Origin of the sequence: Nonomuraea sp. NPDC050680 (assembly GCF_040654555.1) — a bacterium.
Lineage (GTDB): Bacteria > Actinomycetota > Actinomycetes > Streptosporangiales > Streptosporangiaceae > Nonomuraea.
This window is the reverse complement of sequence record NZ_JBFAIF010000001.1, coordinates 1068290-1081839: the sequence shown is the minus strand read 5'-3', so window position 1 is coordinate 1081839 and position 13550 is coordinate 1068290. Positions and strand designations below refer to the sequence as shown.

Sequence of the window (13550 nt, the reverse complement as noted above, 5' to 3'; positions counted from 1 at the left end):
TGTCTCGGCTCTGCGAACCGAGCCCAAGTGCTCAGTCGCAGGTCCACTGCATCACCCGGCCGTCCGGCTCACTCCCGCGTGGAGCGTTCCATGTCAGCTCCTCATAGTGCGACTGCACGGCTGATAGGTGCGGTGCCGTGCAACGAGGGGGAAACCGCCAGTGACCGACCACCCAACTCACCTCTCCACCTCGCACCCTCTGCGCGCGACCCTGGCCACCACGCCGTCCCCGGCTCAGACAGGCGCCTGACCCGTGAACGTCTCCGCCCAGACTGCGCGCTGGCCCGCACCCAGCAGGCGCACGCACCACGTGAGCGCGAACTGCTCGACCAGCCACAGACCCCGCCCGTGACAGTCGTCATCGCCGGACACCCCCGAGCGAGGAACCGTGTCCGCCCCGTCATCGGTCACCTCAACGCGAACGATCTCGTCATCAACGGCGACGACCTCCACCGTGATCACCCCGCCATGCAGTCCGGAGGCGGTATGGATCAACGCGTTGGTGGTCAACTCGGTGACGATCAGCAGCGCATTCTCCGCGTCCCGGTGCCCTGCCGCCGCCAGCATCTCCCCGACGCAGTGACGAGCCACCGTCACCGAGTGCGCCACCCCCGGCAACACGACTTCACCAAGAAACCGCTCATTCACCGCGCCACCTCCCAGACCCGCGTAGCCGCGTCCACGTCGTACGCACCCGCCCACCGACCCCGCCCATGACCCCACGTGAAGATCCGCTGCTCACCTCTCAAAGCCGTCCTCACGTACAGAGGACCCCGCGCCGTGCGTATGGCGATGAACGGCTCAACCGTCGATGAGTACTCCACCGCGCGCGCCGGCCCGAATTGCGATAGATCCCGCCACAGTCGCACTAAGTGAATGAACGGCTCCTCTTCGTGTCCGAATCTATGCATGCGGGACCTCCTCCTTGGGGCGTCGTTTAGTGATGCGCATCTGGAGTCCGGCTTCGCGCCGATCGGACTATGGCGACGATGCGACGATGGCCAGTGTCTATCGGCAGATGCAGATTGGCAGGTGCCATATAGCAGTTGCTAGCCTTGTTGCTTGCTTGCCCGAGAATGGAAAACTGGGAAGGTGATCCCAATGGCGCGCCCGACAGGTAGTCCGACCGTGCGGCGACGTCAGCTCGCGGCAGAGCTGCGTCGCCTACGCGAAGATCGCAATCTAGGAATCGAACAGGTCGCCGAGCAGCTCGACTGGCACCCGACCAAGCTCAGCCGGTTCGAGACTGCTCGTCGGGCGATCCAGCCCAGCGACGCCCGAGCGCTGTTGGGCATCTATGGAGTCGGCCCAGCTGAGCGGGACGCACTGCTCGCGTTGGCGCGTGAGGCACGTCAGCGCGGCTGGTGGCACGCCTATGGACCAGCAGTCCCCGAATGGTTCGAGGTCTACGTGGGCTTGGAATCGGCCGCATCCTCATTGCAGATTTATGAGGGCGAGTTCGTGCCGGGCCTGCTACAGACCGCGGATTACATCCGGGCGGTGCATCGAGCCTCTCTGCTCGACGCGTCCAGCGAGGACATCGAGCAGCGAGTCGCTGTTCGACTGACGAGGCAGAAGCTCCTGACGAGCGAGGGTGCCCCGAATGTGTCCATGGTGATGGATGAAGCAGTGATTCGCCGTGTTGTCGGCGGCTCCGAGGTGATGCACGCTCAGCTTCAGCGGTTGCTCGATGCGGCGGACCTGCGGAACGTGACGCTACAAGTGCTACCTTTCGCGGTTGGCGCGCATCCCGCCATGGACGGGGCGTTCCATGTCCTGGGCTTCGCACCCACAGACCCGTGCGTTGTGTACATCGAATACCACACCGGTACCCTCTATTTGGAGAAACAGCACGAAGTAAATCGGTATACCGTGATGTTTGACCGCCTGCGGGAAGCGGCGCTGTCTGTTGACGAATCGTCGGCACTCATCCAGCAGGTGGCACGCGATCTTCCGGCGTAGCAGACCAACGACAGAGAAGGGGGTGCGGGATGCCGCAAGATGACCTGTCCCGTGCCGTTTGGCGCAAGTCTTCCAAGAGCAACGGGCAGGGTGGTGCCTGCGTGGAGGTCGCCAACAACCTGCCTGGCATCGTGGCCGTCCGAGACAGCAAGAACCCTGACGCCCCCGCGTTGGTGTTCACCTATGCCGAGTGGGAAGCGTTCCTCGATGGCGTGAGCAAGAAGGAGTTCGACTTGCCATAGGTGCTTTGACCAGGCCGTTTCCATGGCCTGCTTTCATCCTGAGTAGCGGCCCTCTTCGATGAGTCGCAGGACGGGGATGGCCTGGACGAGGGCGGTCGTGGGATGCGGGGGCCGCAGCGCACTTTGGTCGCTGGCTTCCAGGTCTTCAAGGAAGCGACGGCACGTTCACCGATAGCTCGGATGCGGGCACGGGAATGATTGGCGTCAGAGAGCGCATCGATCCATTCACCGCCCATCGTGCCGTTCCTCCGAGCCAACCAGCGCTCCCTGAGTGAGGTCACGGCGTAGGAGGCCTTTGTGGCTATCCAGGTATCGGTATGCGGGCCACGTGACTGTACCGAAGATGACCGTCGCAATGCCCGCGAGTTGGGCCGCATGCTGGCCGAACGCGGAGCGGTGGTGATATGCGGCGGATACACAGGTGTCATGGCGGCAGTCGCCGCAGGCGCGTACGCCGCGGGCGGAACGGTTGTGGGCATCCTCTCCCGCGCTGACCGAGAGCACGTCAACCCCGACCTGACCATCGTCATTCCTACCGGGATCGGCGAAGCTCGTAACAACGTCATCGTCAACTCGGGTGACGCCGTGATTGTGGTCGGCGGCTCCTGGGGAACGCTTTCCGAATTGGCCCTTGCCATGAGGAGAGGACGAAGCCCCGTCGTCCAGCTCGGGGGGTGGCGCATTCAAGATCGCCTTGGGCAACCGATTCCCGGCATCCAGCACGCCGACAGCCCTGAACACGCGATAGAGCTGACAGGTCTGTGGCGGTAGATCACGACTGCGTGTAGGGCTCAACGCCGTTGCGTTTGACTGAGCGGCCTCTCGCCAAACCTCTGTGACGACACAAGGGGACGTCTCGGAAGGGGACAGGCTGCCCGTCCTTGGGAAGCCGTTAACGAGCTGGGTTTCCTCGGTTGCCGATGTGGTGATGGTCAGCCGCTATGACTGGGGGCCGGTGAGGCCGTGTCGCAGCAGCCCGGTGAGGGTGTCGATCGCCTCGTCGTCCCCGAGTGAGCGGCCGATGGGCTCGCCACCCGGTGAGCCAGACCGCGCAGAACCCTTCATCAGGGCGTTGAACGCCGATGCCAGAACGGCGGGGTCGCCGGGCAGGTCGCCCGCCTCATGGACGGAGAGCTCCTCGCTGGCTTGGGTGAGCCAGCCGGGGTGGCACCGCTGCGCCGCTGACAGCCAGGGGCGGTGGCGATGACGCTTGAACGGCGTGCGGATGGTGCCGCCCGCCCCTTGGTATCCCTTATCCGCGAAGGCCTTCACGCCTACGCTGGTCAGGACGTCGATCAGGCCGACCGTCCGGGCCGCGGTAACGTCGTGGATGCCGCCTTCAGAGCTGGCGAGGCCTACCCCAGTCGGCCCATGGGATCGGCGAGGTTCAGAGAGGCAGCTATTGGAATGCCGCCTCCGCCTTGGTGTAGGCCTCCTGGGCGACCTGGGGCAGCAGCTTGGCGGGATCGGCACGAGGGCGCGGCTCCTGATTCGGGATCCGTATCTCCAGCAGATAGCGTGAGGTCTGGATCACCTCCACCCAGTGCCAGATGGGGACCTTCCTGCTGCCGGTGATGCGGTAGGCCCAGGAGTGCTCGCCCAGGCGTGGGACGGCCAGGGGCTGGATTTCACCGGATCCGACGTCTGGATCGGACAGGTGGCGGCATCGCGCGGGGAGGTTCGGATCCCCGAGGCGGTTCAGCATGGCTGCGGGGCCGGTGATGACCGCCTCACTGAAGCTCGCTCCCTCGGGCCGTCGCAGGCGCTGTGCCCCCGGGCTAGGGGAGGACTGGTTGATCATGGTGACGGCTATCTGCACGCCAGCGGTGTTATACGTACGCAGCACCGCCAACCACATCCCAGCAGTCCACTTGTCACACTCCTCCGGCCCCCCAAAAGGACTGCTGATCTGGCGCGATGGAATGAAAGGGGACTCCATGTCGGCGACGGGTAGTGCGACGACGGCACCCGGCTCGTACGGCTCCTCCTGCACATCCCGGAAGCGAGTGAGCAGGGCCATGGCCAGCCGTGAGTCGCCCGCCCCCGACCCGGGATTGGGAGTATCGTCCTTCTGCCCCGGTCTCACGATCTTCACGTCCAGTGACGACGACGCGGACGCCCTCGGCGAGGGGGACACGGACGCGGCGACCCGGACCGCGGTGTTGGCCGGTCGTGTTCCACACCCAGACGTGCCCACGCCCAATGCTGCGACGACCGCCATGATGGCCGCTGTACACCTCGTCGGCCTGTGACCGATCACCCGCTACCTCCCGAGGGCACATCGCAGGACATCCGCGAATTGAAGCAAGACAAGGCTAGGCGCTCGAAGGTCGAGACCGAAGATCAATTATGAACCCTTTCCAGGCTGGTTCGCGAAAGCGTCATCGCTGACTCGAGGGACCCGCCGTCCCTCACGCAACGGATGCCGTACCCGGGCCGGACACTGGTCGAGGCCGGCCTGGCGAAGTAGCGCGTCACCCGGCCCGCGAGCGCCGGCCCGAAGCCCGCTGCCACTGGTTGCGCCGTTGGTCGTCTGCCGCAACGGCCGGGGCGTTCCCGGTCTGCGATACCTGTTCCAGTTTGGTCATGCCGGGGAATGCGCACGAGTCGCGGCCCGGGTTGCAGGCCGCGGGGCGTGGACGATGCCCATCACCACGGTTTCCAGGCGCTCGCGATCATCCGGATCGATCTCCCCGATCAGGGCCTCGACCTGAGCGGTGACCTTGCGGTGCGCGTCATGGGCGACCTTTCTGCCCTGGTCGGTCAGCTCGATGCCGCAAGCGCGCCGGTCGCGCTGATCGCGGACCCGGACCACCATGCCGCGCCGTTCGGCCCGGTCGACTAGTCCGGTCATGCTGGACTTCTCCAGTCCCAGCGCCCGGCTCATCTCCGTCATGCCCGTCGAGCCGCCCAGCAGCATGCACAGCAGCTGGATCTGCTGCGGAGTCAGCTCGAACTCCTTACTGACCTCGGCGTAGACCCGGCTCACCAGGTGCGCGAGCCGTACCAGCGCGGTGGCCAGCCCGGTGTCTTCCATGTTTTGAGTCTACTTGACGATAGTCCGCACCACGAACTAATCTGATTCGCGCAACGAACTATTCGTACAACGAACTAAGGTGGGTAAGTGAAGACGTTGTTCGCCCTTGTCGCCTCAGTCTTCAGCTACGCGCTCATGCAGACGATGGTCGTTCCCGCGGTCGGCCTGCTGCAGCGCGAGCTCGACACCACGCCTGGCTGGGCCTCGTGGATCATCAGCGGGTTCCTGCTGTCCAGCGCCGTGCTCACTCCGCTGCTCGGCCGGATGGGTGACCTGTACGGCAAGCGCCGGGTGCTGCTCGCCGTACTGATGACGTATCTCGTCGGCATGGCCGGGGCCGTGGCGGCGCAGGACATCGGGCAACTGGTCGCGGCCAGGGTCGTGCAGGGCGCAGCGCTCGCGCTGGTGCCACTGTCGATGGCCATCCTGCGTGAGACGATGCCGCGCGAGCGGATGGCGTTCGCGTTCGGGCTGATCTCCGGGATCGTAGGTGCGGGCGCCGGCGCTGGTCTGGTGGTCGGCGGGCTGCTCGCCGACTACCTGTCGTGGCGCTGGCTGTTCGGGCTCGGCGCGCTGCTCGCCCTGGTCAGCCTGCTGCTGGTGGCCCGCTTCGTGCCGGCGAGCACACACACCGCGAAAGGCAGGCTCGACTTCCCAGGCGCCGTCCTGCTCGGCGCCGGCCTGGTCAGCCTGCTGCTGGCGCTCACGCAGCGCCAAGCCTGGCTCGGGGTGGGCGCGGTGGCCTTCTTCGTCGTCCTGCTACTGGTCGAGCGGCGCAAGGACGACGCGTTGATCGACGTCGCCGAGTTGGCGGACCGGCCGATGCTGGCCACGCACGCGCTGGCGTTCCTCTTCGGTGCCGCCTCCTACTTCTTCTACCTGTCGCTGCCCGCCTACGCCCAGCTCGAGCCGGGGGCGAGCGGAATCGGCTTCGGCGCCACAGTCACCGTGTCCGGCCTGCTGATGCTGCCGGGCGCACTGATCCTGCTGCCCACGGGCACGGCGGTGGGCAAGCTGGCCGAGCGCTTCGGTCCACGCTGGCCCGCGGTCATGGGGTTCGCGGTCGCCGTCCTGGGTTCCGCGCTGCTCGCCCTGGCCCACGCGTCGATGTGGGAGCACCTGGTCTTCTACACCGTGGTGGGCGCGGGATCCGGCCTGGTGATGGCCTCGCTGCCGAAGCTGATCGGCGATTTGGTGCCGCTCACCAGGACCGGCGTGGCCAACGGGCTCAACAACATCGCGCGCACGGTCGGCGGTGTCGTGGGCAGTGGCCTGGCCGCCGCTGTCCTGAGCGGCGGCTACACCGACACGGCCTTCACCACCCTGTTCTGGCTGGCCGCCGCGACCAGCGTGCTCGGCCTCGCGGTCGCCCCCTTCGCGGTACGGCACGCGGGCGGGAGGGAGCATGAGCCTGTTCAGCAAGCGCGAACTTGAGTACGACGTGCTGCCGCCGTGGCGGCCACGCGGCGTGGAGATCCGCGGCCGCGCGACAACCGTGGGCGACGCGATCGTCATCCACCCGACCCGGGTGACGAGCTGGGCAATGGACATTCATCCTGCTGAACGTGAGCCAGGAGGCATTTCATCGGCCCTGCGGCAGATTTCCGGATTCTTTCTGCCGGAAGGTTGACGGAAAAAATGGACAAACCATAAGTTTCCAGCGTGTCAATGCCCCCTGGAGCGCACGCACTCGTCCGCCGGTCCCATGAGGAACGTGTGCTGCGCCTGCTGCGCCAGCACGGCGCGCAGAGCCGCAACGAGATCGCGACGCGGGTCGGCCTGTCGCGTACCACGGTCTCCGAGATCACCAGCGACCTGCTCGGCCGCGGCGCGATCCAGGTCGTCGACACCGACGCCGTCGAGCGCGTCGGCAGCGGCCGGCCGGCCGAGCGGCTCGCGCTGGATCCGGGTTCGGGGCAGTACATGGGCGTCGACTTCGGCCACCGGCGGGTGAACGTCCTGGTGGCCGACGCGGCGCACGACATCATCGCGTCCGGCACCTCGCGCTACGACGAGTCGGCGCAGTGGCCCGAGCGGGTCCAGGCCGCACTGGCGCTGATCGACCGGCTGAGCGCCGACACCGGTGTCCACTACGGCGCCCTCCAGGCCATCGGGATCGGCGTGCCGGGCTGGGGGGACCAGTCGCGCGCCGACGGGGTGGCGGAGCTGTTCGCCGGGCGCTTCCACACCGCCGTGATCGTCGACAACAACGTGCGCTTCGCGGGGCTGGCCGAGGCGCTGCACGCCCAGTCGGACTCCGTACGCGACCTCATCTACCTGCGGCTGTCCGACGGCGTCGGTGGCGGGCTCGTGGTGGGCGGCCAGCTCGTACGAGGCTCCAAGGGCTACGCCGGCGAGCTCGGCCATGTGACCGTCGTGCCCGGCGGCGCGCAGTGCCGGTGCGGCAAGCGCGGCTGCGTGGAGACCGTCGCGTCGGTGCCGGCGATCCTTGGGCGGTGCCGCGAGCTGGGCCTGCCGATGGAGACGCTCGACGACCTGCGGGCCGCCGTGGAGATCGCGCACCCGGTCGTCGACCAGGTGCTGCGCGCGGCCGGTGCGGCGGTCGGCCGGGTGCTCGGCACCGCCGCGATGACGCTCAACCCCAGCGAGATCGTGCTCGCCGGCGAGATCGTCACGATCGCGCCCACTCTGGTGCAGCAGGTCGCGGCCACGGTCACGTACGAACTGTCGTGGCTGACCGACGCGGCGCCGGTGATCCGCCCGGCCCTGCTGTCGGACGACGGCGGCGCGCTCGGGGCCATCGCGACCCTGTTCCACGAGTCCCCGCTGCTGGCCGGATACGAAGCGAACGTCACAACGGACGGAGGCCAAAGGTGGCCGTGATCACTACGGAAGCGGCGGCGGCCACGAAGGTCCGCCCCCGCAAGAGCCGTACCCTGCTGATGCTCAACATCGGCTCGGTGGTGGCCGGGCTGGCGATCTGGTGGGGGCTGTCCCTGGCCGGGCTGCAGTTCCCGACCCCGGGAGAGGTCGTCGCGGCCGCCTGGCGGATGCTCCTGGACGGCACGCTCGTCACCGACGTCGGTGCCTCCCTCGGGCGGGTGCTGGCCGGGTTCGCCCTCGGCTCGGTCGCGGCGGTCCTGGTCGGCTTCGTCATGGGGTGGTACACGGTCGCGCGCGGCCTGTTCGAGCCGTGGATCCAGTTCTTCCGGACCATCCCGCCGCTGGCGATGCTGCCGCTGGTGCTGGTCCTGATGGGCATCGGCGAGAGCCCGAAGATCTTCGTCATCTTCCTGGCGGCGTTCCTGGCCTGCGTCATCTCGACCTACCAGGGCGTGGTGAACGTGGACCGGACCCTCGTCAACGCCGCGCGGGTCCTCGGCGCGGGGGACGGGACGATCTTCGCGCGGGTCGTGGTGCCGGCCTCGACGCCGTTCATCCTGGTCGGGATGCGGGTCGGGCTCGGCTCGGCCTGGGGCACGCTCGTGGCCGCCGAGCTGCTGGCCGCGCAGGCGGGGCTCGGGCACCGGATGCAGAACGCGCAGCTCTACTACGACCTGCCGACGATCTTCGTCGGCATCATCGCGATCGGGATCCTCGGCCTGATCATGGACCGGCTGCTCATGCTGGCCGGCAACAAGCTGACGGCCTGGCAGGAGAGCCGATGACCATGCCCACGACCGTGCCCACGACCATGCCCAAGATCTCCGTACGCGACATCGAGAAGGTCTACCCCGTCGGCAAGGAGGACTTCGTCGCCCTCGGCGGCGTCTCGCTCGACATCGCCGACAACGAGTTCGTGACCGTCGTCGGACCCTCCGGCTGCGGCAAGAGCACGCTGCTCAACATCCTCGCCGGGCTGGAGGAGCCCACCGGCGGCACCGCGCTCGTCGACGGTAAGCCGGTCTCGGGCCCCGGCCCCGAACGCGGCGTGATCTTCCAGCAGTACGCGCTGTTCCCATGGCTGACCGTCCGCGAGAACGTCGAGTTCGGCCTGCGCACCGCCAAGGTGCCCAAGGACGAGCGGCGCCGGCGCGCCGAGCACTTCATCGGCCTGGTCGGCCTGGAGCGGTTCGCGGACGCGCTGCCCAAGACGCTGTCGGGCGGCATGAAGCAGCGCTGCGCCATCGCCCGCGCGTACGCGGTCAACCCGTCGATCCTGCTCATGGACGAGCCCTTCGGCGCGCTGGACGCGCTGACCCGGGTGCGTCTCCAGGAGCAGCTCCTGGAGACGTGGAGCCAGGAGCGGCGGACGGTCATGTTCATCACCCATGACGTGGACGAGGCGGTGTTCCTCGCCAACCGGGTCATCGTCATGGCCGCGCGGCCCGGCCGCATCGCCGACGTCATCGACGTCGACCTCCCCTATCCACGCGACGAGGACATGCGCCTGAGTCCCGAGTTCGGGAACCTGCGCAACCGCGTCTGGCACTCGGTGTACCACCAGCGGCAAGTCAAGGAGCCCGCGCAATGAGGAAGACATCCATCGCCGCTGCCGCCGTCATGCTGGCGCTCGGCACGGCCGCCTGCTCGTCGGGAGACGCCGGCACCCAGGTCAACTTCGGCTACATCGGCGACTTCAACGGCGCCAGCCTGCTCGCCGTCGCCGACGAGCAGGGCCTGTGGAAGAAGCACGGCATCGACGCCAAGACCAGCGTCTTCACCAACGGCCCGCTGCAGATCCAGGCGCTGGGCACCGGCGACCTCGACTTCGGCTACATCGGGCCGGGCGCCATGTGGCTGCCCGCCACCGGCAAGGCCAAGGTCGTCGCGATGAACACGCTCGGCAACGCCGACCGCGTCATCGCGCAGGCCGGCACGGCCTCGATGGCCGACCTGAAGGGCAAGACGATCGGCGTGCCGGAGGGCACCTCCGGCGACATGATCCTCACGCTCGCCCTGAAGAAGGCCGGGCTGGCGAAGAGCGACGTCAAGATCGTCCCGATGGACGCGGCGACGATCGTCTCGGCGTTCACCTCCAAGCAGATCGACGCGGCCGGCTTCTGGTATCCGGCCATCGCCACCATCAAGAAAGCCGTTCCGGACCTGGTCGAGCTGGCCAAGAACGAGGACTTCGCCGACACGGTGTCCTTCCCGACCGCGTTCGTGGCCGGCAACGACGTCGTCGCCAAGGACCAGGGCAAGACCCAGAAGGTCATCGCCGTGCTCCGCGACGCGATCCAGTACCGCAGCGAGCACCTCGACGAGACCATCGCCTCGACCGCCAAGATGCTCAACCAGCCGGCCGAGCAGGTGAAGGCCGACGCGGCCAACTCCAAGGTGCTGTCGCTGTCCGAGCTGGACGGCTACACCAAGGACGGCACGATCGACAAGTGGCTGACCGGCATGAACGACTACTTCGTCGGCGCGGGCAAGCTCACCGGCGCCGTCGCCCCCAAGACCTACTACACGGCCGACCTGTTCACGGGCGCCGCCAAGTGAACATTCTGTTCCTGATGACCGACCAGCACCGGGTCGACACCCTCGGCGCGTACGGCAACCGGCTGGCCGCCACCCCGGTCCTCGACGAGCTGGCCAGGACCGGCACCCGGTTCGACCGCTGGTACACCCCCACCGCGATCTGCACGCCCGCGCGGGCCAGCCTGCTCACCGGGCAGGCGCCGTTCCGGCACAAGCTGCTGGCCAACCACGAGCGCAACGTCGGCTACATGGAGGACCTGCCCGACGGGCAGTTCGCCTTCTCGCAGGCGTTGCGGGAGGCCGGGTACAACTGCGGGCTCATCGGCAAGTGGCACGTCGGGCACCACCGGCGGGCGGCCGACTTCGGCTTCGACGGGCCGGACCTGCCGGGCTGGCACAACCCCGTGGACCATCCCGACTATCTGGATTATCTGGCGGCCAACGAGCTGCCGCCGTACGAGATCCACGACCACATCCGCGGGACGCTGCCCAACGGCGGGCCGGGCAACCTGCTGGCCGCGCGGCTGCGCCAGCCGGTCGAGGCGACGTTCGAGCACTATCTGGCGACGCGGACGATCGAGATGCTGGAGCGGTACGCGGCCGATCCTCAGCCGTTCTTCCTGCAGCTCAACTTCTTCGGGCCGCATCTGCCGTACATCGTGCCGGACGAGTACTTCGACATGTTCGACCCCGAACTGGTCGAGCTGCCCAAGTCGATCGCCGAGACCTTCGCCGGCAAGCCCGCGGTGCAGGCGAACTACAGCGCGCACTGGACGTTCGACACCATGCCGCTGGAGGTGACGCGCAAGCTCATCGCCGTCTACTGGGGGTACGTCGCGCTCATCGACGCCCAGATCGGCCGGGTCATGGACGCCATGCGGCGCCTCGGGCTGGTCGACGACACGGCCGTGTTCTTCACGTGCGACCACGGCGAGTTCACCGGCGCGCACCGGCTGCACGACAAGGGCCCGGCGATGTACGAGGACATCTACCGCACGCCCGGCCTGCTCCGCGTCCCGGGGCAGCAGCCGGGGGTCGTCCGGCCGGAGTTCGTCAGCCTGCTGGACTGCACGGCGACCATCCTCGACCTGGCCGGGATCGACCCTGCTCCCGCCGTCGACTCGCGCAGCCTCCTGCCACTTGCCACCGCCGACGAAGTGGCCTGGGAACAGGACATCGTCTGCGAGTTCCACGGGCACCACTTCCCGTACCCGCAGCGGATGATCCGGACCGACCGCTACAAGCTGGTCGTCAACCCGGATTCGACGAACGAGCTGTACGACCTGTTCACCGACCCGGACGAGCTGCTCAACGTCTACGCGCACCCCGAGATGGAGGCGGTGCGCGGCCGGCTGATGCGGCGGCTGTACCAGGTGCTTCGGGATCGGGGTGACAACTTCTACCACTGGATGACGTCGATGTACGACGTCGGCGACGTCTCCTACGACCCGACGATGAGCGGGCTGGACGAGGCGACCTACCGGTGAGACGGCCCAACATCGTCATGATCCTCACCGACGACCACGCCTCGCACGCGGTCGGCGCGTACGGGTCGGTGGTCAACCGGACGCCGCGGATCGACGAGATCGCGGCGTGCGGGGCCCGGTTCGACAACTGCTTCGCGACCAACGCGCTCTGCTCGCCGAGCCGGGCCAGCATCCTGACCGGCACGTACTCGCACGTCAACGGCGTCTCGACGCTCGTCACGCCGATCGACGCCGCCCAGCCGACGTTCGCGAGCCTGCTGCGGGCCGCCGGGTACCGGACCGCCATCGTCGGCAAGTGGCACATGGGGGACGGACCCGGTCATGATCCGGCGGGGTTCGACTACTGGGACGTGCTGATCGAGCAGGGGGAGTACGTCGACCCGCGGTTCCTCTCCGAGGAAGGACTGCGGACCGTCCCCGGCTACGCCACCGATCTCATCACCGATCTGGCGCTGTCGTGGGCCGACGGGCTCGACGGCGACGATCCGTGGTGCCTGCTGATCTACCACAAGGCGCCGCACCGCCCGTGGGAGCCCGACGACAAGCACGCCGGGATGTACGCCGAGCCCATCCCGGTGCCGGCGACGTTCACCGACGACCACGCGACGCGTTCGGCCTCGGCGCGGCGGGCGGCGATGCGGATCGCCGAGCACCTGAACGCCGAGGACCTCAAGCGGGATCCTCCCGAGGGGCTGTCCTACGAGGAGCTTGCGCTGTGGAAGTACCAGCGCTACATGGAGGACTACCTGGCCGTCGTCGCCTCGGTCGACGACAACGTGGGCCGGGTCGTCGACTGGCTCCGGGCCCGGGGCGACTTCGCCGACACGCTCCTGATGTACTGCTCCGACCAGGGCTTCTTCCTGGGCGACCACGGCTGGTTCGACAAGCGCTTCATGTACGAGGAGTCGCTGCGGATGCCGCTCGTCCTGAGCTACCCGAGGCGCGTTCCGGCTGGTCAGATACACACCGGTATCGTGACGAACGTGGATTTCGCGCAGACCGTGTTGGACGTGGCCGGGGTGGCGCATCATCCCCGTATGCAGGGGCGCAGCTTCCTGGCGGACCTGACCGGCGAGCCCGGCCCGCCTCCCGCCGAAGGGATGTACTACCGCTACTGGGAGCACGACGACGTCTTCCACAAGGCACCGGCGCATTACGGATACCGGACGGCCCGCTACAAGATCATTTACTTCTACAACGACGGCATGGGCCTGCCCGGTACGGGCGCGTTCACCTACAGCGGGGAATGGGAGCTCTACGACCTGGAGGCCGACCCCGCGGAGCTGCGCAACGTCTACTTCGAGCCGGACTATCTCGCGGTCCGCGAGGAGATGACGGCCCGCATGTGGCAGGCACAGGCAGCGCTCGGTGACGAGCCGCACCCCAGCCAGCCGCACCCGGGCCAGCTGTTTCCTGGCGGAGTGTGACATGTCGGGCAGC

Annotated in this window: 14 protein-coding genes and 2 pseudogenes; 11 read left to right on the top strand and 5 right to left on the bottom strand. The window is 67.7% G+C overall.

Annotated elements, in window-relative coordinates; all coding sequences use genetic code 11:
• Positions 1-234: 234 nt before the first annotated feature.
• The gene (locus AB0H88_RS04960; RefSeq protein WP_357641361.1) at positions 235-648 is read right to left on the bottom strand and encodes an ATP-binding protein; all 414 of its coding nucleotides are present in this window, start codon (positions 646-648) and stop codon (positions 235-237) included.
• A 453-nt stretch (positions 649-1101) separates the two neighbouring features.
• On the opposite strand from AB0H88_RS04960, the gene AB0H88_RS04955 reads away from it, so the two are divergent.
• Both AB0H88_RS04955 and AB0H88_RS04950 read left to right on the top strand, forming a co-directional pair.
• A complete protein-coding gene (locus tag AB0H88_RS04955) occupies positions 1102-1962 on the top strand; it encodes a helix-turn-helix transcriptional regulator (protein ID WP_357641359.1) in 861 nt (286 codons plus the stop codon).
• A 29-nt stretch (positions 1963-1991) separates the two neighbouring features.
• On the top strand, positions 1992-2204 hold the full coding sequence (locus tag AB0H88_RS04950) for a DUF397 domain-containing protein (RefSeq protein WP_357641357.1): 213 nt from the start codon (positions 1992-1994) through the stop codon (positions 2202-2204).
• 33 nt (positions 2205-2237) lie between these two features.
• Here AB0H88_RS04950 and AB0H88_RS04945 read toward each other — a convergent pair.
• Positions 2238-2410 (bottom strand): annotated as a pseudogene (locus tag AB0H88_RS04945) (IS5/IS1182 family transposase); the annotation flags it as partial.
• Between the two features lie 91 nt (positions 2411-2501).
• On the opposite strand from AB0H88_RS04945, the gene AB0H88_RS04940 reads away from it, so the two are divergent.
• Positions 2502-2975 carry a TIGR00725 family protein gene (locus tag AB0H88_RS04940; protein ID WP_357641355.1) on the top strand — a complete coding sequence of 158 codons (474 nt, stop codon included), beginning with the start codon at positions 2502-2504 and terminating at the stop codon, positions 2973-2975.
• Between the two features lie 411 nt (positions 2976-3386).
• Here the strand turns inward: AB0H88_RS04940 and AB0H88_RS04935 are convergent.
• From AB0H88_RS04935 to AB0H88_RS04925, 3 genes and pseudogenes are all read right to left on the bottom strand, one after another.
• Positions 3387-3589, bottom strand: a pseudogene (locus AB0H88_RS04935) (IS5/IS1182 family transposase); the annotation flags it as partial.
• A gap of 14 nt (positions 3590-3603) precedes the next feature.
• The gene (locus tag AB0H88_RS04930; protein ID WP_357641353.1) at positions 3604-4299 is read right to left on the bottom strand and encodes a hypothetical protein; all 696 of its coding nucleotides are present in this window, start codon (positions 4297-4299) and stop codon (positions 3604-3606) included.
• 489 nt (positions 4300-4788) lie between these two features.
• On the bottom strand, positions 4789-5241 hold the full coding sequence (locus AB0H88_RS04925) for a MarR family winged helix-turn-helix transcriptional regulator (protein ID WP_357641351.1): 453 nt from the start codon (positions 5239-5241) through the stop codon (positions 4789-4791).
• Positions 5242-5328: 87 nt separating this feature from the next.
• On the opposite strand from AB0H88_RS04925, the gene AB0H88_RS04920 reads away from it, so the two are divergent.
• Genes AB0H88_RS04920 through AB0H88_RS04885 form a run of 8 tightly spaced genes read left to right on the top strand, consistent with a single transcriptional unit; the run spans position 5329 to position 13537 of the window.
• A complete protein-coding gene (locus tag AB0H88_RS04920; RefSeq protein ID WP_357641349.1) occupies positions 5329-6675 on the top strand; it encodes an MFS transporter in 1347 nt (448 codons plus the stop codon).
• The gene (locus AB0H88_RS04915; protein ID WP_357641347.1) at positions 6647-6871 is read left to right on the top strand and encodes a hypothetical protein; all 225 of its coding nucleotides are present in this window, start codon (positions 6647-6649) and stop codon (positions 6869-6871) included. The genes AB0H88_RS04920 and AB0H88_RS04915 overlap by 29 nt, the downstream gene beginning before the upstream one ends.
• 38 nt (positions 6872-6909) lie before the next feature.
• On the top strand, positions 6910-8085 hold the full coding sequence (locus AB0H88_RS04910; RefSeq protein WP_357642006.1) for an ROK family transcriptional regulator: 1176 nt from the start codon (positions 6910-6912) through the stop codon (positions 8083-8085).
• Complete coding sequence (locus AB0H88_RS04905; protein ID WP_357641345.1) at positions 8082-8870, top strand: ABC transporter permease; 789 nt, start codon at positions 8082-8084, stop codon at positions 8868-8870. Before AB0H88_RS04910 ends, AB0H88_RS04905 begins: the two co-directional genes overlap by 4 nt.
• Complete coding sequence (locus AB0H88_RS04900; protein ID WP_357641343.1) at positions 8867-9676, top strand: ABC transporter ATP-binding protein; 810 nt, start codon at positions 8867-8869, stop codon at positions 9674-9676. Before AB0H88_RS04905 ends, AB0H88_RS04900 begins: the two co-directional genes overlap by 4 nt.
• Entirely contained in the window at positions 9673-10644 is a 972-nt protein-coding gene (locus tag AB0H88_RS04895) for an aliphatic sulfonate ABC transporter substrate-binding protein (protein ID WP_357641341.1), read from the top strand. The genes AB0H88_RS04900 and AB0H88_RS04895 overlap by 4 nt, the downstream gene beginning before the upstream one ends.
• Complete coding sequence (locus AB0H88_RS04890; protein WP_357641339.1) at positions 10641-12110, top strand: sulfatase-like hydrolase/transferase; 1470 nt, start codon at positions 10641-10643, stop codon at positions 12108-12110. The genes AB0H88_RS04895 and AB0H88_RS04890 overlap by 4 nt, the downstream gene beginning before the upstream one ends.
• On the top strand, positions 12107-13537 hold the full coding sequence (locus AB0H88_RS04885) for a sulfatase (RefSeq protein ID WP_357641337.1): 1431 nt from the start codon (positions 12107-12109) through the stop codon (positions 13535-13537). Before AB0H88_RS04890 ends, AB0H88_RS04885 begins: the two co-directional genes overlap by 4 nt.
• Positions 13538-13550: the final 13 nt, after the last annotated feature.